Consider the following 26418-nt stretch of genomic DNA (forward strand, 5'->3'; position numbering starts at 1 on the left):
GATTTTTAACCTGCTTAGTGTATAAAATACAATTACTAAGCTTAACACCAAAGTTAGTATATTTTTTAATTAATAAAAGCGTTTTGGGCGTTAATGTTACGATACTAAATTAAGCCTGACGAGTGCCCAGGTTTTGAGTTGACATCAATATTTTGGAAAGCAATTACTGAAGCTTTTGGGTATATCCAGTCCCGCTTTTTGTTACAATAAAAGCAGAAAAAGCTTTTGGTTTTCACTGCAATCGGGTTTAAATAACTTAAATCCGGTAATTCTTCGGCGAGCGAATGTTTCTAACCAGTTAGCATGGAGTTGCCATCATCAACATTCAACGAAATTATTTTGCTATGAACTTTAAAAAAGGCACAAATTCACGGTGCCAAAACCATTGCTTGTGTTTGCCGTCTTCCTTTTCAACTAAAATCATGTTTTTATTTAAACCATCAGGGTTCAAAATGGAATGAACCTTTTTCATATCCTCAATCATTTCCGACCCTTCCAAATCGCCGGCCACAAAAAATATTTTATTGTTTTTTAAGCGGGATAAATTAGCACTAACGTCTGCGTATATCTCTGGCGCTATCCAAAACGAAGGACTGAAAACGCCTGCCGAACCGAACACCTCCGGATATTTCAATATTGCGTACAAAGAAATTAATCCGCCCATGGAGCTGCCGGCAATGGCTGTATTCTTAGCATCTTTAAAGGTTCTGTATTTGGCATCTATAAAAGGTTTCAGGGTTTCAACTAAAAAAGAAACGTAAGCTTTGCCTTCTCCTTTACCATATTTGCTATCATATGGATTATATTCTTTAAGCCTGTCTTGCTCATCATTGTCTATTCCCACAATTATCATCTCCTTCAAACCATCACGTATCAGGCTATCCATTATAGAATCTGCTGCCCATTCATCAGCACGGGGCGGGTTTGCATGAAACAAAGTTTGTCCATCATGCATGTAGATCACAGGATACTTCTTTGTTGATTTTGAGTAACCCTTCGGTAAATAAATCCAGATTTGCCGATGCTTGTTTAACTGCGGTATAAAAAACGCCGAGTCCACCACCTGCACATGGTCGCCGTAATGATATTCTTGTTTCACTTGTTTAAAGTTATCCGCCCAGTTTGCAACATTAACACTCATACTGGTATCAACAGTCAAATTTAAATTTCTGTTTTCAATAGCTCTGCCATTTTTTTCGCATTCTACCTTCTCCCAACTTCCTCTCGTAATTTTAAAGTCGTGGCTGCCCTTAGGTAAATTTAGTGCTATGGTATAATTTAAGCTATCCTTTTGTTTGAGTCTGAACGCCTCGTTTTTCGGGTTCCAATCGTTAAAGTTGCCTGCAACGAACAAGCTGTCGGTGGTTTTTTGCGAAATGCTGATCTTAAGTGTAATTTTAATCTGAGCAGACGAAAGGATTGGTACTAGCAAGCTGAGAAACAAGAAGTGCTTTAACATGTAGTTTAATTTGTTTTTCAATCTACAAATTATTTCATGTGTTGAAAGGTTAAATCGGAAATTTGTGTCGTTATAAATCTTACTTTTGCTTTCCCTGTCATCAGAAACATAATACATCTCCAAGATTTTTAAAATAGATATATGTCTTTAACAAGTTTAAAGAAGAGCAGTTTCATTGCTTTTTCGCTCGCATTCATGCTGTTGTATTCAGCCCGGGGCATTTGTCAGCAGAAGAAAGATTCGCTACTAAATAAACCAGCAAAGCAGATAGATGAGGCGCAAATTCCGCTATTGGTTACAAAAATCGAGACTTATAATTTTACTATTGATAGAAGTAAATTTATTTTACAACGAGGTTTTGATGTAAGTAAAATACAAGATGCCTTACCTGCCATCGAAAAAAAGGTGAAGGGATTTAAAGCAAGGTTTGAAAAAAACGGCAGCAACATGAACTTGCGCAGTTTAAACAGCTCTGTGATTATGCTTGCAGAGGTAGCTGATAACTTAACAACTTACAAGGCAATACTCGCCGAATACTGCCTACAGCTTAATAAAACCCAAACCGATTTAAACAAGATATTAACGGACAAGAGTTTAAAGGCTGATGTTGAAGATTCTACTTTGAAAGCTCAAATAGCCGATGTTTTGGTAGAGGGAAATAAACTGAACCTTACTCAAAAGAAAATTTTGGCAAATATTAACCTGCTAAGCAGCCACATATCGGTTAACCTTTTGCAAACAAAAAACCTTTCTTCAGATATGGTTTATCTGTCTATTTCCAAGAAAATAAATATGTGGTCGCAGGAGGAGGCGCCACTATTTAAAGCAAAGCCTGGGCAATATGATAGTTCTTTTTCGCAGGTAATTTCAAAGGCCTTTGAGCGCTCAGGAAAAATTATTTTTATTTACCTCGCCGGGAAAATTGGCGTTGTGGTACTCAGTTTGTTAATTTTTGCCGCTTTAACCGCGTGGATGGTGTCAAATATGCGCCGGGTAAAAAAGCTTGATGAAAAAGAAAGCATTTTAGCTCAGGTTCAATTTTTAAAAAGGAACGTTATAATTGCTTCACTCTTCGCTTTTTTTACTTACGTGCCGTTTCTTTTCGGTAACCCCACCATGTCCATGCTCCATGCCTTAGAGCTGTGCCGTTTATTAGCGCTATCTTACCTCTTAATACCTTTCTTAACAAAGTTCGGCCGCTTAATCTGGTTTTCCTTATCCACGCTGTGGGTGTTTTTCGCATTAGATGATATCTTGCTCGATTCGGCATTTGGCGAACGATGGGCGCTATTTATTGCAGCACTGTTACTCCTGGCAATATGCGTTCAAATCATCAAAAGCAAAACCAATTTGTTTGTTAAAATAGAAGCCTCACCGGCAACAAAAGCTTTGGTGTATTTTACCATTTTCCAAATTTTCTTGTCGCTGGTTTTCAACTTGACAGGACGATTATCATTAGCAAAAATTTTTGGGGTAAGCGCAATCCAATGTTTGATGCTGGGCGTAACACTTAAAGTTTTTTGCACGCTGGTTTTAGAAGCAATTTACCTCCAAACAGAGGCTTATCAATCCAGCCGGTTCTCTGATTTTATCAACTATAAGGAACTACAGTTTCGTTTGCAGCGGTATTTATGGTTTATTGCTGCTGTTGTGTTTTTCGTCTCATTTGTTAGAAACATCACCTTGTACGATTTGTTAACCAGCGCTACATCGCAGTTTTTTAACGAAATCAGAAGTATCGGCAGTTACAAATTTACCTTTGCAAGCATTGCTATATTTATTTGCATTATCTGGCTTTCATCAATCATTTCGAGCTTTATAAGCTTCTTCTTTGGGCACGAAAAAGCAGTTGCAGGCGGTAAACGGAATAGCCTAAACTCCATGATGTTGCTGATTAGACTGGCCATCTGGACGATTGGTTTTTTAGTGGCAGTTGCAGCAGCCGGTATCCCGATTGATAAGCTATCGATAATGTTAGGTGCTTTGGGTGTTGGTATAGGTTTTGGCTTGCAAAACATCGTTAATAATCTCGTTTCGGGTGTAATCATCGCTTTTGAACGGCCAATTCAAATTGGCGACCAGATTGAGATTGGAACAAAAGCCGGTGTTGTAAAAGAAATCGGCGTTCGTTCCAGCAAAATACACAGTGCCGAGGGTTCGGATATCATTGTTCCAAATGGAGATTTATTGTCGCAACATTTAATTAACTGGACCATGCAGGACAGGAGCAAACGCGTCGAGTTCACCGTTGGCATCCCTTACGAAACTGACATTGAACTGGTGATAAATTTAATCGCAGATAAGCTGGCAAAAAACCAGCGGATCCTTCCCTTGCCAAAACCCGTGATTATTGTTCAGGATTTTGGCGAATACGCAGTTGGCATACGGACGTTATTGTGGGTTGCCGATTTATCTGTAGCGGGCGAGGTGCGAACAGAGGCAATGATTGATGTAAAGAGCGTTTTAAGCGAAGCCGGAATTAATCTTCAGGTAAGGCCGTTAAGCTAAGCACTTACCCTATTAAGCGCAACCCGATTTCCTTATTTCAGTTCATCTAACACGCGGAACAACTTTTTATTAATGCCGCTTCCGCTGTAGTTGTTAATGTTTATTACAATTACATACTTATTTCCTGCAGAATCGGTATGGTAGCCAGCGAAAGCAGAAACATCGTTTATGGTTCCGCTCTTTATTTTCATGCCATTGTATTCGGGTAAGGCTTTGTAGAAGTCGGGAAACCAATTTTCCTTTTGAATTTGAAATAAAATGCCAGCCATTGCCGAAGTCGTAATTCTGTCGCCGGGCGACAATCCGCTACCATCGATAATATTCAGTGCAGATTTATCAATTCCTTTTTCTGACCAGTAACTTATTTCCGTTTCTGCTCCTTTTGATGTTGAAGCGGTCTTTCCGGCTTTCAACGCAATAGTTTTCAAAAGCGTTTCTCCATATAAATTTATACTTTTCTTGAGGAACCAATAGGTGATCTCGCTTAAATTGGGAGAACTGATTGTATTTATTTTTTGAGTTATGGCAGGTATTTCCTGATTATTCAACGCCATTAACCGCGTTGTTGTAGCCGGTTGCACAGCGGGAATTCCCAGTCTTTTTAACGTATCCTGCAGGCGGTACGCACAGTCAAAAGCAGGGTCGGGTAGTGCTACAGAAATACCCGCTTTGGAAATCCCCATTCCCCAACTTCCGCGTAAATAAGCAACGTTGCTATACGGCGGGAGGAAGGCATAGGTTCTGTCGCCACTGCCCGAAGAACCAGTTTTTAACTCATTTACAATTTTTATATAAGGAGTTTCTGGCACGGCTTTAACCACTTTAACTTCGTTCGCTGCGCTCAAACCTGGGTTTAGGTGTATGTCGAACTGATTTTCCCGCCAGGCTAAACCGGAAGTACCTGCTCCATAATAATTTCCAATATCTTGCCAAACCCAACCCTCAGGCGTAGTTTGTGTGCCAAAAATCCTGTCGTCGCCAATGATAGCGCCTTCAATTTTTTTTATGCCAGCAGCTTTTATTGCGGAAACCCACTGCGTTAAAACTGCATTCTCTTTATTTTGGTAACGCCACGAACCTAAAGTCGGGTCGCCGCTACCGATGATGATTAAGTTTCCTTTCAACGTTCCGTCGGTGGTGATATTTCCACTGTACGCAAGGGTTGTTTGAAACTGAAAATCTTTACCAAGAATACTAAAGGCAGTGGCAGCGGTAATGGTTTTTAAGGTTGATGCTGTGGCTAAACCGATTTGGTCATTTTTAGCAAACAGTGTTTTGCCCGTGTTGGCGTCTAAAACACAAAGTGATGTGATGGCATGTTTTGCCTGTTCATCAGCCAATAACGTATTGAAAGCCCGTTCCAGGTTTTGAATTCTATTTTGAGCAAAGCAAGTGACAGAGAAGAAAATAAAAAATAATGCAGGCTTAAAAAATTTCATGTGGCAAAAATAAATGAAATAAAAAAAGTGATGTGTAACAAACACATCACTTTGGTAATTACTTATTAATGATTTTCGAAACCTTCCGGCTTAAAAAATTAAACTAATTCCTTCTGAATTAAATATTCTGCAATTTGAACCGCATTGGTTGCAGCTCCTTTACGTAAATTATCGGCAACAATCCAAAGGTTTAGTGCTTTCGGTGCAGATTCATCTCTACGAATACGGCCAACAAAAACCTCATCTTTTTCATGAGCATCTTTTGGCATAGGATATTTTAGATTTGCAACATCATCCACAACGATAATACCAGGTGATTTCTCTAAAATACTACGCACTTCTGCTAAGTCAAAATCGTTTTCAAATTCAATATTTACCGATTCTGAATGACCACCCATTACTGGAATACGAACAGTAGTTGCGGTAACTTTAATGCTGTCATCGCTCATGATTTTATTCGTTTCCTTAACCATTTTCATCTCTTCTTTGGTATATCCATTGTCCATGAAAACATCAATATGCGGAAGTACGTTTAAGTCGATTTCGTAGGCGTAAGCTTTAGGCCCATCAATTCCTTTACGTTCGTTCATCAATTGCTCAACCGCTTTAACTCCTGTTCCCGTAACCGATTGATAGGTAGAAACCACAACACGTTTAATTTTGTATTTGTCGTGCAGCGGTTTCAAAACCACCACCATTTGAATGGTAGAACAGTTTGGGTTCGCAATAATTTTATTATCGATAGAAAGCTCGTGCGCATTTACTTCCGGTACAATTAATTTAATTGCCGGGTCCATTCTCCATGCAGAAGAATTATCGATAACTGTTGTTCCGGCTTCTTTAAACCGTGGCGCATGTTCTAACGATGTATTTCCACCGGCAGAGAACAAAGCGATATCTGGTCGCATGCCAATAGCAGTATCCATGCTAACGATTGGAAACTTCTTACCCTTAAAAGTAATTTCCTTGCCAACACTCTTTTCTGATGCTACGGGAATTAACTCTGTTAAAGGGAAATTTCTTTCCTCCAATACTTTTAACATTACGGTACCAACCAAACCGGTTGCACCAACTACTGCTACTTTCATTCTTAATTTTAATTATTATATTTATTAAACATTTGATATAAGCCCAAATATGAAGAAAATTCTGCTTATATCCCTATTGTTATTTTCCAAAACTATCTTTTGCCAGGTTAATGATTCATTTTCTGACGGCAATTTCTCTCAAAATCCCCTCTGGAACGGTGATGTAAGTTACTTTCAGGTTAATCCTCAAAAGCAATTGCAATCGCAAGGGCAACAGCTTGCCTCGCAAACCATTTCGCTTTCCACGGCAAATCAGTTAAGTTTAAACGCAAGCTGGACCTTTTTAGTGCGGTTAAATTTTAACCCGAGCACAACTAATTTTGTACGGATTTACCTCAGTGCCGACAAAGAAAACCTGAAGGGCAGCTTAAATGGTTATTTTATTCAGATAGGGGAGACTGGAGCGGCCGATGCCTGCCACCTGTACAAGCAAACGGGAACTTCTACCGTACGTATCCTCACAGGAAATCAAAAAACCAGGGCGAGTGCTGCTCTTTTTTTAGCAAGGATAAAAGTGACCAGAGACGCGTTTGGTAAATGGGATTTATTTACCGACATAACCGGTGGCAATAACTTCACCCTCGAGAAAAGCGTGGTCGACAAAAGTTTCGTAACATCCAGTTTCTCAGGTCTCGTTTGCAGATATGCCACCGCATCAAGATACAACCAGTTCATATTTGACGATTTTAGCATCGATGATTTAACTGAGAATACAACACCGCCAACAATTAAAAGCGTATCTGTTGTTGATGGCTTCAATCTGGATATTACTTTCTCCAAACCTGTCGATTTAAGTTCGGCCAGCGCTGCAAATAACTATAACTTATCTGGTGGTTACGGTGCTCCAACAAGTGCTAGTTCTACTGCATTAGCCAATGTTTACAGGTTAACTTTCCCGAAAGAATTAATTTCTGGGAACTATACGTTGGGCGTTAATAATGTAAAAGATGTAACCGGTAATGGGATTGCCGCGAATAGTTTAATCAATTTTGTTCACATTAAAACTTACACGCCAAAATATGGCGATTTAGTTATTAACGAAATATTTGCCAATCCCTCGGGAAGCCCTTCCTTGCCACAGAAAGAATTTGTAGAAATCTGGAATACTACAAGTGAATACATTTTGACAGCAGGGTGGAAATACGCCGACCAAACCTCAACCTACACGTTTCTTCGCGACACGATTAAGCCAAATCAACACTTTATTCTTACCACACAAGCCGATGAATTGCTATTTAAACCCTATGGGAAAACCATTGGAATTTCGCCATGGCCGAGTTTAAATAATGACAAAGATATGCTTACTTTAACTGACAACACGGGTAATCTTATTGATAAAGTTGCTTACTACGATACCTGGTATAAAGATGAGCAAAAGAAAAAAGGCGGCTATAGCTTAGAGCTAGTCGACCCGAAAAATGTTTGTGGTGGCACGCAAAACTGGTCGGCCTCAAATGATGTTTCGGGTGGCACCCCCGGAAAACCGAACTCGGTTTACCGTAGCCAGATAAGCAGCGAAATTCCAAAATTATTGTCGGCAAGCGTAATCGATAGTATAACCGTCAGGGTAGAGTTTTCCAAGGCTATCGACAGCTTGTCGGCAGCTAATCCTGCTAGTTATTCAATAAACAATGGTATTGGCAACCCAAAGTCTGCCACAATTGAAGCCGGCTTTAATGTGTCAATCCTCAAATTTTCGTCTCAAATCACAAGAGGAGTAGAGCATAAATTAACGCTTACAAAACTTACAGACTGCGCCGGGAATGTTATTAGTGCAACAGAAAATACAGCAAAACTCTTCATAGCAAAGAAGATTGCTTTAAATGATATTCTGCTTTCTGAGGTGCTGTTCAATCCAAAAGTTGGAGGTGTAGACTTTGTAGAAATTTACAATAATTCAAATCAAGTCCTGGACTTAAAAGACGTGCAACTAGCTAATCTCGGTGCCGATGGGAAGGCGGCCAACATTTAAAATTTATCTGTTAAAACTACACTTATGTTGCCAAAAACCTACTGGGTTGCAAGTACGAATACGAGTAGCGTTAAGGCTGGCTACACCTGCGAAAACCCCGACAATTTTGTCCAGTTAAATGCGCTGCCATCTTATAATAACGATAAAGGGTCTGTAGTTTTATTAAGCAATAATCTTCAGCTCGATAGATTTGACTACACAGAAAATATGCACATTGCGTTGCTGCAAGACCCGAACGGTGTGTCTTTAGAACGGATTTCGTTTACAAGAGGCGCAAATGAGCCGGGAAATTTTACATCTGCTGCTGCATCAGCAGGGTTTGGTACACCAACTTACAAAAATTCACAGAAAACAAATGGAGAGGAGCGATTCGTTAAACTTTTGAGTAAAACCTTTTCGCCCGATGGCGATAATTTTGAAGATGTACTGGTTCTCGATTATCAGGTCGCCGAAAATTCTACTTTTGCAACTGTTGCTGTCTATTCAGACAAAGGGCGCTTAGTTAAAAGTTTGCTGAGAAATCAAAGCATCGGTACGAAAGGCATTTTAAGATGGGATGGCTTTACGGATAACGGCCAGGCGGCACCGATTGGAATTTATGTTGTCCTATTTGATGTTTTCGATTTGAATGGCAACACGCATCGATTTAAAAATACCTGTGTGTTGGCAGGAAAATTAAACAAGTAGCATTCAGATTTGCAAGCTAGCCAAATTATTAATTTTTAAGGAGTTTGCATTGCCGACGCAACTGCAAACTCCTCAAAGTTTTCAATATTATATTAGATTAGCTTTAATGTATGCGCAGCTCGCAGCAACTGATTCAATAGGATTTGGGTTATAATTTGTTTCGTGCTCTACAAAATAGTGTTGCATGCCAGATAGTTTTGACTCAGCAAAAATTGCCTTAAAATCAATTGAACCCTTACCGATTTCAGTGTTCCATTCCGGTTTTGCCTTGTCCATATCTTTAACGTGCCACATCGTGAAGCGACCCGGATATTTTTTAAACAACGCAAGCGGATCGTTTCCAGAGCGTACGGCCCAGTACAAATCAAGCTCGAAATTAACAAGATTCTTATCTGTTTCGGTTAAATAAACATCATAACCTGTTGTATCACCAAGCTTTTTGAATTCAAAATCGTGGTTGTGATATGCAAACTTCAGTCCCGATTCCTTTGCCAAAGCAGCAACTTTGTTAAAATCATCTGCTACTTTTTTAAAACCATCGATGCCCTTAGCCATATCTACATGCGCACCAGCAATGGTGAAGTATTTTCCACCAATTGCAGCTGAAGATTCTATATCAGCTTTAAGTTTATCTGTATTGCCGGTTTTGCTGAATTCATCCATACCGTAATGGCCGCTAGGTGCTTTCAAACCGTTGTCCTTTAACAAATTTTTGAACTCTTTAGGTGTTAAACCCCAAAATTTTCCATTAGCAAACCCATAGGTTTCAACTTCCTTAAAACCAGCCTGCGCAACTTTTTCAATTACACTCCGTACATCATTAGGTAACTCTTTGCGCAAAGAATATAATTGCAAGCCAACATTTTTCTTCACTTTATCAAATGCGAAAGATGGTATCAGCAATGCTGCCCCTGCTGCTAAGCCGGCCTGTTTTATAAATGTTCTTCTAGAATTCATGGTAGGCTTAAGTTAAATCAGTTCTTTTTTTATGTAAGCACAACTGGCAGCAACGGATTCGATTGGATTTGGCTTATAATTGGTTTCGTGCTCTACAAAGAAGTGCTTCATGCCGGAAAGCTTTGCTGCGGCGAAAATGCTTTTAAAGTTAATAGAACCTTGACCAACCTCGGTGTTCCACTCTTTTTTGTTTTTATCCATGTCTTTAACATGCCACATGGTAAAGCGGCCCGGGTTTTCCTGAAAAAGTTTTATCGGATCTTTTCCAGAGCGGACAACCCAGTACAAATCCAGTTCAAAATCGACCAGGCTTTTATCGGTTCCGGTTAATAAAATCTCATAACCAGTTGTGTCTCCATGTTTATCAAACTCGAAGTTGTGGTTATGGTATGCCAAACGAATTCCGGCATCTTTGCAAACCTGCCCGGCTTTATTAATTTTTATTGCTAATTTTTTATAGTCGTCGGCCGTTTTTCTAATGCTTTCATCCAACCATGGAACAGTAACATATTCACTTCCTAAAACTTTTGCAGCGGCTATCGCGGCATTAAGTTCTGCTTCATTATCATTAATTAGATAACTATAATGGCCACTAACAGCTTTCAGACCGTTGTCGTCCAGGATTTTTTTTAATTCCTGAGGCGTTAAGCCCCAAAATTGATCTTTTATGGAAAAACCGTAAGTTTCTACTTCCTTAAACCCAGCTTTAGCTACTTTTTCCAGAACACCTTTTACATCTTTTGGAAGATCATCACGAAGTGAGTACAATTGAAGTCCGACAACCTGTTCGCGTGCAGCAAATGCAAATGAAGGCGCTAAAAGTGCAGCTGCAGCCACCATGCTGCTATTTAGTAAAAAATTTCTTCTGGATATCATAATTTTTAAATATCGCAAATTGAAATGGCTTTTTTTAGCGAAGCCAGTTTATCTGCATTTTTAGGTATAAATTCTTGTGCTACGAAACCTTTGAAGCCTGTTTCGAATATGGCTTTCATTATTGCGGGGTAGTAAAGTTCCTGACAATCATCAATCTCATTTCTACCTGGTACGCCGGCCGTGTGGTAATGAGCAATGTAATTATGGCTGCTTTTGATTGTACTGATAACATTACCTTCATCAATCTGCATGTGATAAATGTCGTATAGCAGTTTAAAGTTCTCAGAACCTACACGTTTACAGAGTTCTACACCCCATGGCGTAGTATCACATTGATAATCTTTATGATTAACCTTGCTATTTAAAAGCTCCATCACTAAAATAACACCATGTTTTTCGGCGAGTGGCATTAACTTTTTCAATCCCTCAGCGCAATTATTCCATCCCGTTTCATCATCTTTGCCCCGGCGATTTCCACTAAAGCAAATCAGATTTTTGTAACCTGCAGCCGCCACCAAAGGGATCATCTCCGTATAACTGGCAATTAGCTGGTCATGAAATTTCTTATCGTTAAAACCATCAACAAGGTTGATTTCTGCGCCATTACACATGCTCGATGTTAAGCCATGCTTTTTCAACGTAGGCCAATCCTTAGGTCCAACCAAGTCTATTCCGGTTATACCAAGCTTTTTTGCTTCAATGCAAAGCGTTTCCACATCCAGACTACTGAAACACCACCTGCAAACAGCGTGATTAATGTTTCCTTTCAGTTTGAATTGTTTAGTTAAATCTTCTTCAGCCATAGCCAATGCAGAAAAACCGGAAGTAACACCTATTGCGGCTGTACCGGCAATGATATTTTTCAAGGCGTTTCTTCTGTTTAATTTCGATTGCATTTTTAAATTGTTTTAGGCTCTATTTCGGCTTTAGTTTTATCATTAAAAACCAATGCGAAAAGTATAAATACTAACAAAGCGATACCGGCCGGGATTATCCAAACCATTTTCCAATCGATAACACCTTCGGCTGATTTATAGGCATCTGAAATTTTTCCTGCCACGGCAAATCCGATAAGCATGCCAACACCATATGTAGCCAGCGTAATTAAGCCTTGCGCAGAACTTTTAAAGCGTTCGCCGGCTTTAGAGTTGGTATAAATCTGGCCGGATACAAAGAAGAAATCATAACAAACACCATGTAAAGCAATCCCTAAAATTAGCATAAAGCTTAATTCTCCCGCGTTTCCATACGCAAACAAGGCATAACGTACCGCCCAGGCCAACATACCGACCAAAATGGTCATTTTAAAGCCGAACCGCTTAAAGAACACTGGTATAAATAATAAGAAAATTACCTCCGACGCCTGACCAATCGTCATTTTTCCGGTTGGGTTATCCATACCGATATCCGATAGGAATGGATTGGCATTTTGGTAATAGAAGGCAAGCGGGATACAAATCAATATTGATGAAATGAAGAAAATTAGAAAGTTTTTGTCTTTCAATAGTTTCAATGCATCTAAGCCTAACACATCAGAAACCGTAATTTTTTCGCCAGTAACTTTTGGTGGTGTTTTAGGCAGCGTAAAGCTGAATAGTCCTAAAACCAACGACACGATGCCAGCCATTAAAAATGTGTTTCTCAACAGTCCCGATTCAGTTCCTTCTTTCGAATCCCAGTGGAAGAAAAAGCTGATAAGTAATCCAGCTGCAATCCAGCCGATAGTTCCCCAGATGCGAATGTTAGAAAACTCTTTTTCCGGGTCTTTCATCTGATTGAATGAAACAGAATTAACCAGTGCAAGTGTAGGCATAAACAAAATCATGTAGCCTAAAACGTAAGGATAAAAGACGCTGATTTCTGTGGCATTATACATTTGATACATCAAAATTGCACCAATAATGTGTAAAACACCTAAAATTCTTTCTGCATTAAAATATCTATCAGCAATTAAGCCGACAATAAAAGGCGCAATAATTGCCCCCCAGGATTGCGTCGAAAATACAGCGCCGGTTTCAGCACCGGTTGCTTTTAAGTTGTTACCCAGAAAAGTGCCTAAAGTAACAAACCATGCGCCCCAGATAAAAAATTCCAGGAACATCATAAAAGAGAGTTTAAAGCGAGTAGTGCTATTCATTTGGTTATTTGGTTTAGAAAAAGTTAATAGAGGTATAAGGCGGCAACTCAGTTAATTTGCACCGCCACTTAAAATGTCTTTGTTATAGTTCTTTTATTGAAATGTTTTTATACCAAACTTCGTCGCCATGATCTTGCAGGGCGATTTTGCCTGTTTTAAAAGTGCCCCAATCTTTCCAGGTTGCAAATTTACTTCCTGAAACCAGCGCTTTCCAGTTGTCATCCCACAATGTGGTTTTTACAACGGTAACGCCATTCAATATCAAGGTTAAATTACCTTTTTTGCTTATGATTTCTGCAGAATTCCATTCGCCAACTGGCTTAACGAGCTCAGAAGAACTTTTAACTAAATCGTATAAATCACCTGCACGGTGTTTTGTAATTTTTCCATCTGGATGGCCATCGTTATCGATAACCTGCATTTCCAAACCAGTTGAATAGGTTGCGCCAAACTTAGGATCTTCGTGAACATAAAAGATTAAACCGCTATTCGCTTTTGGAGCAACTTTCCAATCATACTTCAGGTGAAAATCTCCGTAGGCTTTATTTGTAACCAAATCGCCGCCGCCATCTTTACCTTTTGTGGCTAAATCGAGATGCAATGCGCCATCTTGAACTTGCCATGCACTGCCCACGGTGGCTTTGTTGTAAGTATGCCAGCCGGTAGTCGTTTTGCCATCAAATAGTGGCTTAAAACCTTTTTGAGCACGCGATATTTGGGTTACTGCCAATAAAATACAGGCAGAAAACAATATTTTTTTCATTATAATTTATTTACTGTTACTACAATTTACCGGGCAAAAATAAAGTCAATTTGCCCGGTAAGTTGTAAATAATGTGGTTTTATTAAAGTGTTAAACTATTCCAGCCTTTACGATATTCGCGTTTCACGAACTGGTTGGCTTCGTCGAAATTGGTGATTTTCATGTTATCATTATCCCAAAGCATTTTCATGTAACGACCAGGATAGGTAACTTTCCCGTTTACGGTTTTTTGGATATCGAAACTTCTGATTGCTAAATTGGCCATTAGTAATGCTTCTGTTAACGGGCCGGCAATTTCAAATGGAGAACTAACTTCCTGCTTGCCGTAACCAGCAATTGCAGCTTCTACCCATTGTTTATAGTGTCCGTTTGCGCCATCGGGAACTCGTGCATATTTTGCGGCTACTTTGATGTCGTTATTCCTGCTTAGTGGTAAAAGTTTCGGATTTGCACTGTAAGTTTCGCTCATCATTTTACCTTTCGTACCGATAAACAGTGTACCGTTTCCACCATCGCCAAAGGTTTCATTTGCTTCGAGCTCTTGAGGCCGTTCTGGTTGTATACCCCCGTCCATCCAATGCAATGTTACATCGCCTTTGGTTTTATTGGTTTTAGGGAATTTTAAAGTTACATGGCTAGAAGGCGGGCAGCTTTCCGGAAAGTAACCGCGTTTAAACTCATCAACGTAAACAGAGCCAACGCTGGCTTCAACTTCTTTTGCATACTTTAAATTTAATACACTAAATGGTGCCTCAATCAGGTGGCAGCCCATATCGCCTAAAGCGCCGGTTCCGTAATCCCACCAGCCACGCCAGTTAAATGGAACCAGTTTATCAACATAGTCTTTCTCAGGAGCCGTTCCAAGCCATAAGTTCCAGTCCAGTTCTTTTGGAATTTCTGCTTTTTTATCAGGCCATGGAATACCTTGAGGCCAAACCGGGCGATTTGTCCATGCGTAAACCGTGTGTACATCGCCAATAAGCCCGGCTTCATACCACTCCTTCATTTGGCGGGGACCATCATTAGATGCACCCTGATTACCCATTTGAGTTACTACTTTGTATTTTTTTGCTGCTGCGGTTAAAATACGAGCTTCGTAAATGTCGTGTGTTAATGGCTTTTGCACATACACATGCTTACCTAGCTGCATCGCCGCCAGAGCTTGAACGGCATGGTTATGATCGGGCGTAGAAACGGAAACTGCATCAAAGTTTTTATGTTCTTTATCTAGCAATTCTCTCCAGTCTTTATAATATTTTGCCTTCGGAAAAGCTTTTACACTTGCTGCAGCTCTTCTATCGTCAACATCACATAAGAAAGCGATATCGGCCTTGCCGCTTTTCGCAAACATTGCGATATCACTTTGCCCTTTACCACCCGCACCGATACCGGCAACGAGTAAGCGATCGCTTGGTGCTAAAAATCCTCTTCCACCTAAAACATGGCGTGGAACAATCATAAATGCAGCGGCAGCGATGGCGCTGGTTTTAATAAAATCACGGCGGTTACCCGTGTTTTTATTTTCTTGCTCTGTTTTCATTATTCAATAGGGTTTGTTATCAGGTTGTTACTTTTTTAATGATAAAATGTATTTTGCCATTAATTTAGCATCTTCCTTTTTTAAGGTTGCATGCGCTGTCATTGGCATTGTACCCCAAACACCTGTTCCGCCCTTAATAATTTTATCAGCTAAATAATTTATGTTTTTTTCTGTTGCAGGATATTTCTTTGCAACGTCTACATAAGCCGGACCTATAATTTTATTGGTCTTGTTGTGGCATCCCAGGCAATCCGACTTGTTAATCAGTTTTTCGCCAGGTGATACCTGAAAAACAGCATGGTTGCTTTTTGTTGCGATTGCTGCAACAGCCTTTTCCTTTGTTAAATCTGCTTTCGAGAAAGACGCCATGAAGATGACCACTGCGCCTAAAATTAAAAATGTTTTTTTCATGTGTGTGTATTGTTTTTAAAGGTATTCAGCTTGCCTAAATCGTTTTATAAAAAAGGATTTGGCAAGTTTTCATTGTGTGTGTTTTCTATTTTATTTATAAACCTAATATTTTTTTGTTGAATTCAGCGTCGCTTCCAGATGCTGCGAAATCGTCAAAAGCCTTATCAGTTACTTTGATAATGTGGTTTTTGATAAATTCTGCACCCTCTCGGGCACCATCCTGTTGATTTTTTATGCAGCATTCCCACTCCATAACAGCCCAGCCTTTAAAATCATATTGAGCTAATTTACTAAAAATGGTTTTAAAATCAACCTGGCCATCACCAGGCGAACGGTATCTGCCGGCACGGTTTGCCCAACTTTGGTATCCACCAAAAGTGCCTTGTTTGCCTGTAGGATTAAATTCTGCGTCTTTAACGTGGAAAGCCTTGATTCTTTCGTGGTAAAAATCGATGTACTGAATGTAATCTAATTGTTGCAACACAAAGTGAGATGGATCATACAATAAGCATGCCCGAGGATGATTGTTCACAGCAGAAAGAAACATTTCGTATGTTTCTCCGTCGAATAAGTCCTCTCCGGGGTGAATTTCGTAACAAACGTCAACCCCGCAATTATCGAATTCGTTTAAAATTGGTGTCCACCTTTTTGCCAGTTCAGCAAAACCTTCCTCAACTAATCCCGCCGGGCGTTGAGGCCAGGGGTGAAAGTATTGCCAGAGCAACGATCCGCTAAAAGTAGCGTGTGCGTTTAAGCCTAAGTTTTGTGATGCTTTTGCTGCATATTTCATCTGTTGCACAGCCCATTCTTTTCTTGCAGCAGGATTTTTATGAACAGCTTTCGGCGCAAAGGCATCGAATAAATCATCGTATGCCGGATGAACGGCAACCAACTGGCCTTGAAGGTGTGTAGATAGCTCAGTAATTTCCAAGCCATACGACGCAATTTTACCTTTAAGCTCGTCTGCATAAGTTTTACTTTCAGCTGCCTTCTGTAAATCGATAAACCTCGAATCTAGTGTTGGCATCTGGATACCTTTAAAACCTAATCCTTTTGCCCACTCACAGATACTTTCTAATGAATTAAATGGAGCTTCATCACTAATAAACTGAGCCAAAAATACTGCAGGTCCTTTTGTTGTAGTCATAATCAATTAAATTTTATAGTCCCACCATTTTTGGTCAGCATTACTGGAATTTACCACATTTTCGATAAAAGCCATCCCTCTGACACCATCTTCGGTATTCGGAAAGTCCAACATTTCTGGTGTTGGTTGCTGGTTATTCAACTTAGCATCAACTGTTAACGCAAAATTTCTATAAATATTTGCGAAGGCTTCCAGATAACCCTCAGGGTGTCCACCTGGCGTACGTGTATTGTGCTTAGCGAAGCTGCCCATATATCCGTTACCCGTTCTATAAATCTGAGCCGGCTCGTTTAACCACCTAACAACCAAGGTATTTGGTTCCATTTGATGCCATTCTAAGCCGCCTTTTTCACCGTATACTTTAATCTTAAGTGCGTTTTCTTCTCCAGCTGCAATTTGTGAAGCAATTAAAACGCCGTTTGAGCCGTTGTCGAATTTGAGCAACACATTTCCATCGTCGTCTATTGCTCTTCCAGGTACTACGATGCTTAAATCAGCACAGATTTTAGCAATTTTTAGTCCTGAGATGTATTCAGCCAGATGTGCTGCATGCGTACCAATATCGCCCATGCTACCGCTTTTTCCGGTTTTTGAAGGGTCAGTTCTCCAGGCGGCTTGTGCATTTCCTTCTCTTTCAGAAAGTGTACTTAGCCAACCCTGCGGGTATTCCACAACGATCTTTCTAACAGCCCCTAACATGCCTTCGCTAACCATCTGTTTTGCTTGCTTAACCATTGGATAGCCAGAGTATGTATGAGTTAAACAAAGTGTCAGGCCAGTTTCTTTAACTTTGGCGTCAAGTTGTTTAGCCTCTTCCAGGGTCAAGGTCATAGGTTTTTCTATAACTACGTTGAAGCCTAAATCCAGCGCCATCATTGCGGGTGCAAAATGTGCGAAATTCGGGGTAACGATTGTCACAAAGTCAATGCGCTCACCGGCAGGCAATTCACTTTCTTTAGACAACATTTCTTCATAGTTTTTGTAAATTCTGCTGTCAGGAAGGAACAGCATTTTACCTGATTCGTATCCAACTTCAGGATTTACACTTAAAGCACCCGCAGATAGTTCAATTAAACCATCCATGTTAGCTGCAAGGCGATGTACGGCCCCGATAAAGGCGTCTTTTCCACCGCCTATCATGCCCATTCTAAGTTTTCTTTGCATAAGGTGTAAGATAATGACAAAAGGCTTAAGGTAAATGGAACGCTTCCACAAACCTTAAACCTTTTGCATTGAACTTTTTGTTAAATGTTATTTTTCTTTAATTCTTTTACTGCATAATCTGCCGCACGTGCAGTTAGGGCCATAAATGTTAATGATGGGTTTTGGCATGCAATAGATGGCATACATGCTCCGTCGGTAACAAAAACATTATTTACTTCGTGCATCTGATTCCATTTATTGAGTACAGAAGTTTTCGGGTCGTTACCCATTCTTGCTGTGCCTTGTTCGTGGATTGCCATACCTGGGTAGCAGCCGTTGTCATACGTTTTGATATTTTTCATTCCCGCAGCTTCCAGCATTTCAGCAGCATCGTTCATCATATCAATACGCATCTTTTTCTCATTCTCCTTGTATTCGCAATCAATTGCCAATACCGGCTGTCCCCATTTGTCTTTTTTAGTTTTGTCGATGTAAACCTTGTTTTCGTAATAAGGCAACATTTCGCCGAAACCACCCAAGCCCATTGTCCAGTTTCCTGGTGTGGTCATTTTCTCTTTCAAGCCCGCACCAAACGAAAGTTCGGCGACATCACTTTGCCAGTTTGAACGGCTTGCACCGCCCTGATAGCCAAAGCCACGAAGGTAATCGCGTTTATCATTACCAATATTCTGATATCTTGGAACATAAATTCCGTTGGCACGGCGGCCATAAGTGTATTTATCGTCGAAACCTTCTGCCTCGCCAGATGCGCCGCAGCGAAAGTGGTGATCCATTAAATTGTGACCCAACTGGCCGCTTGAATTACCCAATCCGTTTGGATGTGCTTCTGAAGTAGAATTTAATAAAACGAATGTAGTACCTAACGTAGAGCCGTTAACGAAGATGATTTTTGCATAAAATTCCATCGTTTTGTTGGTTTCCGCATCAATCACCATTACCCCTTTAGCTTTTTTAGTGTCCTTATCATATATGATGTGGTTCACGATAGAATATGGCCTTAAGGTTAAACGCTTTGTTGCCATTGCCGCAGGAAGTGTTGAAGACTGTGTGCTGAAATAGGCACCGAAAGGACAGCCACGGCTGCATAGATTACGATATTGGCAATTGCCACGGCCTTTATGCGGCACGGTTAAATTTGCAACCCGGCCTATCATAATAATTCTTTCTCTTTTATAATGTTCTTCCACGCGGGCTTTAACCGATTTTTCAACCACATTTAAATCCATTGGTGGTAAGAATTCGCCATCAGGGCAGGTTGGCCAGTTTTCTTTTGAGCCGCTGATTCCTGCAAATTTTTCCGCGTAATCATACCATGGTGAAAGCTCTGCATAACGAAGAGGCCAGTCACTGCCATGCCCGTCTTTAGCATTATCTTCAAAGTTATGGTCACTAAGGCGATAACTCTGGCGTCCCCACATTAATGATTTTCCACCAACGTGAAAACCACGATACCAGTCGAATCTTTTATCTTCGGTATATGGACATTCTAAATCGTTTACCCACCATTTTTCATTCGCCTCCTGGTATGGATAATCTCGTTTCTGAACAGGGTGTGTGCGTTTTTGTTCTTCGGTTAACCTACCGGCATGTTTAAAATCCCATGGATTTTTCATTGCAGTTTCGTATCCCGTAATGTGCTCGATATTCATTCCTCTCTCGAGCATTAAAACACGCAGGCCCTTTTCTGTAAGTTCTTTTGCAGCCCAGCCGCCACTAATCCCCGATCCTATAACAATAGCATCGTAAGTATTTTCAGCTTTTAAATTTGTATTTAAATTCATGATGTTTTGTTGTTGTGGTTAGAAATTAAGTAGCCCAGGATTTTTGACCTGGCTTTAATGGTGCACTACCATCATAGCGGCCAGGAATAAGCACATATTCGCGTGCCTTCGTACAGCCAATTTCTGAAGAATAGTAACCTAATAAAGTCAAATCCCTGGCGGTAACGAAGAAATAGACCAAATCCTTATTTTCTTCTGATTTAGTTTCTTTTTGCGCCAATGCCATTGCTCTTAAATCAACCATCAGTTTGGTTCGTTCAGCAGCTGTTAAAGTTGCGTAACTTTTCTTAAAATCTTTCATCGATTTTTCCTGAAGCGCTTTGAAGCCGTTAGCGAACGATGTTTGCATCGTTTTCGGGTAACAATCCTGCATCATCATTGGAATAAATTTGCCCAATCCTGCAGCTTTCGCTCCGCCAGATGATTTAGTAGCGGGAACAATTACATCGGCAAATTCGGCAAAAATCTTTTCATCCTGTAAAGAATAGGATACGAAGTTCTTTTCGTTTTCAGGGAGCGTAAAACTTTCGAACAAAACGCCCATCGTACTTGCAGAAATCGCTCCTCCAAGTAGAAATGCAACGTTTTTTAGTGCTTCTCTTCTATGCATCGTTTATGTGTATTTTATATATTTATTATCTATATACTGGTTGGTAATATTAATGAAAATATGGGATAAATACTGTTAAAATTTTGGTAAATTACTTGTCTGCAATGCGATTGTTACCGAATGGAATTGTTCTAAATAGCAAAAAATTATTTGCTCTAAACTATCTTTAAAGCCCTTTTTGAACAATCTTAACTTCGTGTAAAAATTACATTTAGCGCTAATGAAATTATAGTTTACTAATAAATTTCCCTTCGTTTAATTAACATGCTCAGGCTGCCAAACTAACAACTAATTTTTAATGTGATTGTAGCTTTCCGTAATGCTTTGATAAACGTCTTTTCTCACTAAATCCTTTTCTGCAAAAATGTATGCTATACCTGCGGTTTTTGAGGCTGTTTTCCTCTAAGCAATTTGTTCACGTTCGATGTACTTGTTGGCAATTACTTCGGCTCTTATGTGGTTTTTCACCACTAATTTTAAGGCTCCAAACAAGTAATTTCTTTTATGGCTGCGGTTTCAAGTTTTTCCTACAACGAAATAAAAATGTTTTCAACAGGTTCCCGGGTAATAATCTTATCTCCCGTTTTTTGGTATGCCTGCGATAATTATTCTGAACTGAAACTTAATAAAATCTTTCCATACGTAGCCACTTCTCCTAACTTAAGGCGATTTACTAAATCTGTAAAATCTTCGGGTTGAAGAGGTCTCGTATTATATTTGACTCTAAGTAAGTGTACTAAATTATTTCTTCTGGACTTTATTTATTGCGTAGAAACGCTTTTAAAACGTTTGCGGTGGCTTATTGGAAAAAATAGATGTGAAGGATCTACTTACTTTAAATATTTTACAGTGCTTTTATCTCAATTTTTTACCTTTGCTCAAGTTTTAGAGAAAATATGCAGGAAAATATAGTTGTTTTAGGTTCTAACGGGCAAATTGGAACGGAATTGGTTACCATGTTACGTAAAATATATGGTGATGATCATGTTGTTGCCTGCGACATTCGCCGGCCAGATTATGATATCAAAAACTCGGCACCGTTCGAGTTCGTTAACGTGTTAGATAAGGAAATGATTAAAGGCATTTTCCAAAAATATAAGCCAACTCAGGTTTATCTGCTCGCTGCATTATTATCTGCAACTGGTGAGCAAAACCCCAAACTTGCCTGGGATTTAAATATGAACGGTTTGCTAAATGTTTTAGATTTAGCATTAGAGTATAAAACTGCAAAAGTTTATTGGCCGAGTTCTATCGCTGTTTTCGGTCCGAATTCGCCAAAAGATGGTACCCCGCAATATTGCACTATGGATCCGAATACGGTTTATGGTATTAGTAAACTCGCAGGAGAACGTTGGTGTGAGTATTACCATCAGAAATATGGTTTGGATGTACGAAGCATCCGCTACCCCGGTTTAATTAGCTGGAAAGCAGCTCCGGGTGGAGGTACAACAGATTACGCAATCCATATTTTCCATGATGCATTAAAAAAAGGTAATTATCAAAGTTTTTTAAATGCAGGTTCCGAACTGCCGATGATGTACATGGAAGATGCAATTAGAGGAACAATCGAATTGATGGATGCGCCTGCAGACCAGATTTCGGTTAGAAGCAGTTACAATTTCGGCGGTGTAAGCTTCACGCCAGAAATTTTAGCTGACGAAATCAGGAAACATATTCCTGAATTTAAATTAACTTACAGCGACAAAGATCCACGTCAGCAAATTGCCGATAGTTGGCCACGTTCTATAGATGACAGCGTGGCAAGAAATGACTGGAACTGGAAACCGGCATTCGATTTATCGAAACTGACTGTTGATATGTTAAATAACTTAAAAAAATAGGGTAAAGGGTTTTGGGTAAAAGGCTCAGCGTGTTTAAGCGATACCTGATGCCAACCAACTGATACTAAATACCAAATAGTGATATTAAAAAATGGGAAGAGCATTCGAATTTAGAAAAGAAAGAAAATTTAAACGTTGGTCTAAAATGGCTGTACAATTTACCCGAATTGGTAAAGACATTGTAATGGCTGTTAAAGAATCGGGTCCAAATCCTGAAACTAACTCGCGTTTACGTACAGCAATGCAAAATGCCAAGGCTGTAAATATGCCTAAGGATAGGGTAGAGGCGGCTGTTAAGCGTGCTTCCGATAAATCGATGGCTAATTATGAAGAAATTGTTTACGAAGGATATGCGCCGCATGGTGTTGCTGTATTAATAGAAACCGCAACTGATAATACGAACCGTACAGTTGCAAATGTTCGTAGCTATTTTAATAAAACCGATGGTTCTTTAGGCAAAACAGGTTCTTTGGATTTCGTTTTTAACCGTAAATCTGTTTTCCGTTTTGTACCTGCAGAAGGGCTCGACCTTGAAGAATTAGAGTTTGAGCTAATTGACGCCGGCCTGGAGGAATTGTACGTAGAGGCTGATGAAGATGGAAACGATGTTGCAGTTGCTCAGGGTGCTTTCGAAAACTTTGGTTCGCTTCAAAAAGCCCTTGAAGAAAAAGGCATTGAATTGAAGAGTTCAAAACTGGAGCGTATTGCATTGTCGCACCACGAGGTAACTGAAGAACAGGCCGCTGATGTTTTGAAATTAATCGATAAGCTGGAAGAAGACGACGACGTTCAGGCTGTTTACCATAACATGGCAGAATAGATTAACCAAATCAAAGAAAAAAAGCTCCGGAATTAATTATCTCCGGAGCTTTTTTTGTTTTTTCTAATTTTTTTTGTGCGAAAATAACCAGGGCAATAGCTCCGGTTCGGCAAATGCACTATCCCAACTGTTGTGGTTAGCTAACGGATACAGCGTAAATTTTACCTCATTGCCCACTACTTTTAACCGCTCAGAGATTGCGATTGAAAAGGCCGGATCAACAACATCATCCTTTGCGCCATGGAAAATCCATAAAGGCACGGTTTTGTATTTATTGATGTTATTAGTGTTGTCACCACCACAAATGGCGATGGCAGCAGCAAAAGTTTTTCTCTGCCTTCTCAACAATTCATAAGTTCCCATTCCTCCCATAGATAGCCCACCAACATAAACCTGATTTCTATTTACAAAAGGTTTTTTGAGAAAATCTTTTACCACTGCCTGCAATGCATGCATGGCTTTTGTAGGCCTGCCCCCTTCAACGAAACTGAAACTTCTTTTGCCCTGGGCATTTGGTGCGATTATTACATTTGCCCAATAATCATTTGGGGGGCATTGAGGAAAGACAATAATCGCCGGGAAGTTTTTTCTAACCTCATCCTTAAGAAATAGTTTGCCACCGTGAACCAGCTGACTTTCGTTATCGTTTCCTCTTTCGCCACTTCCATGTAGAAAAAATAGTATCGGATATTTTTTAGACGCGTCAAATTGCTCCGGGAAAAGAACTCTGTAAAAGATCGAATCGCTCCCTTTTATGTAACTTCCTTTTTCGTATTTGTTAAAATCCTGTGCTTTAGTAGAAAGTACAAATGCTACCAGAAATAAGGTTAGAAATGTTTTCATCATACACAAAATTAAAAAACCCCAGCCATTTTGCAATAGTCTGGGGTTTAACTAACCATTCTTTAACGCTTTACTTAAATGAAAAAGATGCCTCTTTAACATCTCTGGAGTTTGAACCGATAAAGACTTTAAAGTCTCCTGGTTCTGCTACAAATTTTAAATCTGAATTATAGAACTTCAAATCTTGTTCAGAAATGGAGAAGGTTACATTTTTAGTCTCCCCTGCTTTGAAGTATATTTTTTGAAAACCTTTCAGTTCTTTAACAGGTCTGGTGATGCTGCCGACTAAATCTCTGGTGTAAAGTTGCACAACCTCTTTACCACCAACAGAGCCATTATTTGTAACTGCTACTGTCGCGGTTATGCTTTTGCCCTTCGTTAAGGTATTTGAGCTTAACTTAATATCACCATAGGTAAAAGTTGTATAACTTAAGCCGTAGCCGAACGGGTAAAGTGGCTCATTACTTACGTCTAAATAATTGGAGCGGAATTTTTCGAACCATTTGCCTTCTGCAAGTGGGCGCCCCGTGTTTTTGTGTGCGTAAAAAATTGGCACCTGACCAACATTTTGAGGAAAAGTTGCGCTAAGTTTTCCTGATGGATTTACATCACCGAAAAGGACATCGGAAATGGCATTTCCGGCTTCACTTCCAGGAAACCAAACATTTAATATTGCAGGAATATTTTCATTTTCCCAGTTTAAAGCCAAAGGCCGTCCGGTAAATAAAACCAATACTACCGGTTTGCCCGTTTGTGCCAGGGCCCTTAACAAATTCTTTTGTGTCTGCGGAATCTGAATGTCAGTAACACTACTGCTTTCGCCGGTAAATTCCGAGCCTTCTCCCAACACAGCAACGACCACGTCGGATTTTTTGGCAACATTAACGGCTTCCTTAATCAGTTCTTCTTCAGTTCTCGAATCGCGTGTATAAGTATTGTTGTGTATGTTAACGTAGCGATGTTCTGCAACCGAATCTGCCAGGAAATTAGAACCACGAGCGGTTAAAATTTTAGCATTTTCACCCAAAGCATTTTTCATTCCCTGCAAAACTGTTACCGATTTATCGAATAATGCAGCAACACTCCAGGTTCCATACATGTTGGCTGTATTATCTGTAAGCGGGCCAATTAAACCAATTGTGCCTGATTTTTTTAATGGCAAAGTATTATTTTGATTTTTTAACAAAACAAAGCTTTCTGCTGCAATTTCTCGTGCGGCCTGGCGGTTTTGCGGGGTAAAAACCTCTGTTTCTGCTCGTTTCGGATCACAAAATTTGTATGGGTTTTGAAATAATCCAAGCTTGTATTTAGCCTGTAAGATTAATCTGCAGGCACTGTTAATCTGTTCAATTGTAACTTTTTTCTGTGCTAAAGATTTTTTAAGCGTTCCAAGAAAACCTTCACCCACCATATCCATATCTACACCTGCGTTTAAAGCCAATGCAGAAACGGTTTGTAAATCGCCCATACCGTGTGCAATCATTTCAGGGATACCTGTATAATCTGTCACCACGAAACCTTTGAAGCCCCATTGATTGCGCAAAACCTCTGTCATTAACCATTTGCTTCCGGTGGCCGGAATGCCATCAACTTCGTTAAACGAAGCCATGATGCTTGCTGCGCCGGCGTCAACAGCGGCTTTGTATGGCGGTAAATATTCGTTATACATTCTAACCTTGCTCATATCAGTGGTGTTGTAATCGCGACCGGCTTCTGCTGCACCGTATAATGCGTAATGTTTTACGCAGGCCAGAATCTGGTTGTTTGCTTTAAGATCGCCCTGATAACCTTTAACCATAGCTTTAGCTATCGCAGAACCTAAAAAAGCATCTTCACCATTGCCCTCAGATATACGGCCCCAACGCGGATCGCGGGATATATCAACCATTGGAGAAAATGTCCAGTTTATACCGCTTGCGCTCGCTTCAACTGCTGCAATTCTTGCAGATTTTTCAACCGCATACATATCCCAGGTTGCACTCATGCCCAACGGAATAGGAAAGACGGTGTTGTAGCCGTGAATAACGTCCATCCCAAAAAGCAAAGGGATTTTCATTCTGCTTTCTTCAACCGCAATCTTTTGAACGGCTGAAATTTTGTCGACACCTTTAATGTTAAACAATCCACCAACCTGTCCGGCCCTTATTTTTTTTCCAATATCGCTGCTATTCGCCTGTCCGGTGGTAATGTCGCCCGAGCTCGGTAAATTTAGCTGACCGATTTTTTCATCGACGGTCATTTTCGCCATTAGATTGGAAATAAAAGTGTTCATTTTTGCCTCATCGGCGGAAATGGGTTTTTTGGTTTGCGCTGAAGAACTAACGGCTATAGCCGCAAGTAAAATAAATAGGATGTTCGCTTTTCTCATTAGTATT

At 40.0% G+C, this 26418-nt stretch carries 21 protein-coding genes; 5 read left to right on the forward strand and 16 right to left on the reverse strand.

From position 1 onward, the window contains the following. Nucleotides 1-334: 334 nt before the first annotated feature. Nucleotides 335-1459, reverse strand: a complete 1125-nt coding sequence (locus ASG14_RS06000; RefSeq protein ID WP_162238713.1) for an alpha/beta hydrolase — start codon at nt 1457-1459, stop codon at nt 335-337. Between the two features lie 141 nt (nt 1460-1600). On the opposite strand from ASG14_RS06000, the gene ASG14_RS06005 reads away from it, so the two are divergent. Next, nucleotides 1601-3967 (forward strand): mechanosensitive ion channel family protein, encoded by a 2367-nt coding sequence (locus tag ASG14_RS06005; RefSeq protein ID WP_056870075.1) that lies wholly within the window; start codon nt 1601-1603, stop codon nt 3965-3967. Nucleotides 3968-3999: 32 nt separating this feature from the next. On the opposite strand, the gene dacB is transcribed toward ASG14_RS06005, so the two are convergent. Both dacB and ASG14_RS06015 read right to left on the reverse strand, forming a co-directional pair. Beyond that, nucleotides 4000-5406 (reverse strand): D-alanyl-D-alanine carboxypeptidase/D-alanyl-D-alanine-endopeptidase, encoded by a 1407-nt coding sequence (gene dacB, locus ASG14_RS06010; protein WP_056870076.1) that lies wholly within the window; start codon nt 5404-5406, stop codon nt 4000-4002. Nucleotides 5407-5504: 98 nt separating this feature from the next. Then, nucleotides 5505-6494 (reverse strand): aspartate-semialdehyde dehydrogenase, encoded by a 990-nt coding sequence (locus ASG14_RS06015; RefSeq protein WP_056870077.1) that lies wholly within the window; start codon nt 6492-6494, stop codon nt 5505-5507. Nucleotides 6495-6543: 49 nt separating this feature from the next. Between ASG14_RS06015 and ASG14_RS06020 the strand changes: the two genes are divergently transcribed. Both ASG14_RS06020 and ASG14_RS06025 read left to right on the forward strand, forming a co-directional pair. Then, nucleotides 6544-8466, forward strand: a complete 1923-nt coding sequence (locus ASG14_RS06020) for a lamin tail domain-containing protein (RefSeq protein ID WP_056870078.1) — start codon at nt 6544-6546, stop codon at nt 8464-8466. Nucleotides 8467-8490: 24 nt separating this feature from the next. Then, a complete protein-coding gene (locus tag ASG14_RS06025; RefSeq protein WP_056870079.1) occupies nt 8491-9153 on the forward strand; it encodes a FlgD immunoglobulin-like domain containing protein in 663 nt (220 codons plus the stop codon). A gap of 87 nt (nt 9154-9240) precedes the next feature. Here ASG14_RS06025 and ASG14_RS06030 read toward each other — a convergent pair whose 3' ends face one another. The 11 genes from ASG14_RS06030 to ASG14_RS06080 form a co-directional block, all read right to left on the reverse strand. Then, nucleotides 9241-10110 (reverse strand): sugar phosphate isomerase/epimerase, encoded by an 870-nt coding sequence (locus ASG14_RS06030; RefSeq protein ID WP_056870080.1) that lies wholly within the window; start codon nt 10108-10110, stop codon nt 9241-9243. Nucleotides 10111-10122: 12 nt separating this feature from the next. Continuing rightward, nucleotides 10123-10986: a TIM barrel protein gene (locus ASG14_RS06035; RefSeq protein ID WP_056870081.1), complete on the reverse strand. Its 864-nt coding sequence runs from the start codon at nt 10984-10986 to the stop codon at nt 10123-10125. A gap of 5 nt (nt 10987-10991) precedes the next feature. Beyond that, on the reverse strand, nt 10992-11882 hold the full coding sequence (locus ASG14_RS06040) for a hydroxypyruvate isomerase family protein (protein WP_056870082.1): 891 nt from the start codon (nt 11880-11882) through the stop codon (nt 10992-10994). Nucleotides 11883-11884: 2 nt separating this feature from the next. After that, nucleotides 11885-13123 carry a nucleoside permease gene (locus tag ASG14_RS06045; protein WP_056870083.1) on the reverse strand — a complete coding sequence of 413 codons (1239 nt, stop codon included), beginning with the start codon at nt 13121-13123 and terminating at the stop codon, nt 11885-11887. 82 nt (nt 13124-13205) lie between these two features. Beyond that, the gene (locus ASG14_RS06050) at nt 13206-13886 is read right to left on the reverse strand and encodes a DUF1080 domain-containing protein (RefSeq protein ID WP_056870084.1); all 681 of its coding nucleotides are present in this window, start codon (nt 13884-13886) and stop codon (nt 13206-13208) included. A gap of 82 nt (nt 13887-13968) precedes the next feature. Continuing rightward, on the reverse strand, nt 13969-15426 hold the full coding sequence (locus ASG14_RS06055; protein ID WP_056870085.1) for a Gfo/Idh/MocA family protein: 1458 nt from the start codon (nt 15424-15426) through the stop codon (nt 13969-13971). 27 nt (nt 15427-15453) lie between these two features. Then, nucleotides 15454-15837 carry a c-type cytochrome gene (locus tag ASG14_RS06060; protein ID WP_056870086.1) on the reverse strand — a complete coding sequence of 128 codons (384 nt, stop codon included), beginning with the start codon at nt 15835-15837 and terminating at the stop codon, nt 15454-15456. Nucleotides 15838-15931: 94 nt separating this feature from the next. Continuing rightward, nucleotides 15932-16984 carry a sugar phosphate isomerase/epimerase gene (locus ASG14_RS06065; protein WP_056870087.1) on the reverse strand — a complete coding sequence of 351 codons (1053 nt, stop codon included), beginning with the start codon at nt 16982-16984 and terminating at the stop codon, nt 15932-15934. Between the two features lie 6 nt (nt 16985-16990). Further along, a complete protein-coding gene (locus tag ASG14_RS06070; RefSeq protein WP_056870088.1) occupies nt 16991-18148 on the reverse strand; it encodes a Gfo/Idh/MocA family protein in 1158 nt (385 codons plus the stop codon). 80 nt (nt 18149-18228) lie between these two features. Then, nucleotides 18229-19929 carry a GMC oxidoreductase gene (locus ASG14_RS06075; protein ID WP_200940317.1) on the reverse strand — a complete coding sequence of 567 codons (1701 nt, stop codon included), beginning with the start codon at nt 19927-19929 and terminating at the stop codon, nt 18229-18231. A 25-nt stretch (nt 19930-19954) separates the two neighbouring features. Beyond that, nucleotides 19955-20539, reverse strand: a complete 585-nt coding sequence (locus ASG14_RS06080; protein ID WP_056870090.1) for a gluconate 2-dehydrogenase subunit 3 family protein — start codon at nt 20537-20539, stop codon at nt 19955-19957. Nucleotides 20540-21435: 896 nt separating this feature from the next. On the opposite strand from ASG14_RS06080, the gene ASG14_RS06090 reads away from it, so the two are divergent. After that, nucleotides 21436-22380, forward strand: a complete 945-nt coding sequence (locus ASG14_RS06090; protein ID WP_056870092.1) for an NAD-dependent epimerase/dehydratase family protein — start codon at nt 21436-21438, stop codon at nt 22378-22380. Between the two features lie 91 nt (nt 22381-22471). Further along, nucleotides 22472-23200, forward strand: coding sequence for a YebC/PmpR family DNA-binding transcriptional regulator (locus ASG14_RS06095; RefSeq protein WP_056870093.1), 729 nt, complete (start codon nt 22472-22474; stop codon nt 23198-23200). 63 nt (nt 23201-23263) lie between these two features. Here ASG14_RS06095 and ASG14_RS06100 read toward each other — a convergent pair whose 3' ends face one another. Continuing rightward, nucleotides 23264-24046: a dienelactone hydrolase family protein gene (locus ASG14_RS06100; protein ID WP_056870094.1), complete on the reverse strand. Its 783-nt coding sequence runs from the start codon at nt 24044-24046 to the stop codon at nt 23264-23266. A 67-nt stretch (nt 24047-24113) separates the two neighbouring features. After that, nucleotides 24114-26411, reverse strand: coding sequence for a beta-glucosidase BglX (gene bglX, locus ASG14_RS06105; protein WP_056870095.1), 2298 nt, complete (start codon nt 26409-26411; stop codon nt 24114-24116). Nucleotides 26412-26418 lie beyond the last annotated feature (7 nt).

Origin of the sequence: Pedobacter sp. Leaf194 (assembly GCF_001423945.1) — a bacterium.
Classification (GTDB): domain Bacteria; phylum Bacteroidota; class Bacteroidia; order Sphingobacteriales; family Sphingobacteriaceae; genus Pedobacter.

Coding starts and splice junctions, on each gene's coding strand:
- dacB (WP_056870076.1), bottom strand. CDS start 5,406: ATGAAATTTTTTAAGCCTGCATTATTTTTTATTTTCTTCTCTGTCACT.
- ASG14_RS06025 (WP_056870079.1), top strand. CDS start 8,491: ATGTTGCCAAAAACCTACTGGGTTGCAAGTACGAATACGAGTAGCGTT.
- ASG14_RS06090 (WP_056870092.1), top strand. CDS start 21,436: ATGCAGGAAAATATAGTTGTTTTAGGTTCTAACGGGCAAATTGGAACG.
- ASG14_RS06060 (WP_056870086.1), bottom strand. CDS start 15,837: ATGAAAAAAACATTTTTAATTTTAGGCGCAGTGGTCATCTTCATGGCG.
- ASG14_RS06080 (WP_056870090.1), bottom strand. CDS start 20,539: ATGCATAGAAGAGAAGCACTAAAAAACGTTGCATTTCTACTTGGAGGA.
- ASG14_RS06100 (WP_056870094.1), bottom strand. CDS start 24,046: ATGATGAAAACATTTCTAACCTTATTTCTGGTAGCATTTGTACTTTCT.
- ASG14_RS06075 (WP_200940317.1), bottom strand. CDS start 19,929: ATGAATTTAAATACAAATTTAAAAGCTGAAAATACTTACGATGCTATT.
- ASG14_RS06040 (WP_056870082.1), bottom strand. CDS start 11,882: ATGCAATCGAAATTAAACAGAAGAAACGCCTTGAAAAATATCATTGCC.
- ASG14_RS06035 (WP_056870081.1), bottom strand. CDS start 10,986: ATGATATCCAGAAGAAATTTTTTACTAAATAGCAGCATGGTGGCTGCA.
- ASG14_RS06000 (WP_162238713.1), bottom strand. CDS start 1,459: ATGTTAAAGCACTTCTTGTTTCTCAGCTTGCTAGTACCAATCCTTTCG.
- ASG14_RS06050 (WP_056870084.1), bottom strand. CDS start 13,886: ATGAAAAAAATATTGTTTTCTGCCTGTATTTTATTGGCAGTAACCCAA.
- ASG14_RS06015 (WP_056870077.1), bottom strand. CDS start 6,494: ATGAAAGTAGCAGTAGTTGGTGCAACCGGTTTGGTTGGTACCGTAATG.
- ASG14_RS06005 (WP_056870075.1), top strand. CDS start 1,601: ATGTCTTTAACAAGTTTAAAGAAGAGCAGTTTCATTGCTTTTTCGCTC.
- bglX (WP_056870095.1), bottom strand. CDS start 26,411: ATGAGAAAAGCGAACATCCTATTTATTTTACTTGCGGCTATAGCCGTT.
- ASG14_RS06045 (WP_056870083.1), bottom strand. CDS start 13,123: ATGAATAGCACTACTCGCTTTAAACTCTCTTTTATGATGTTCCTGGAA.
- ASG14_RS06070 (WP_056870088.1), bottom strand. CDS start 18,148: ATGCAAAGAAAACTTAGAATGGGCATGATAGGCGGTGGAAAAGACGCC.
- ASG14_RS06065 (WP_056870087.1), bottom strand. CDS start 16,984: ATGACTACAACAAAAGGACCTGCAGTATTTTTGGCTCAGTTTATTAGT.
- ASG14_RS06020 (WP_056870078.1), top strand. CDS start 6,544: ATGAAGAAAATTCTGCTTATATCCCTATTGTTATTTTCCAAAACTATC.
- ASG14_RS06030 (WP_056870080.1), bottom strand. CDS start 10,110: ATGAATTCTAGAAGAACATTTATAAAACAGGCCGGCTTAGCAGCAGGG.
- ASG14_RS06055 (WP_056870085.1), bottom strand. CDS start 15,426: ATGAAAACAGAGCAAGAAAATAAAAACACGGGTAACCGCCGTGATTTT.
- ASG14_RS06095 (WP_056870093.1), top strand. CDS start 22,472: ATGGGAAGAGCATTCGAATTTAGAAAAGAAAGAAAATTTAAACGTTGG.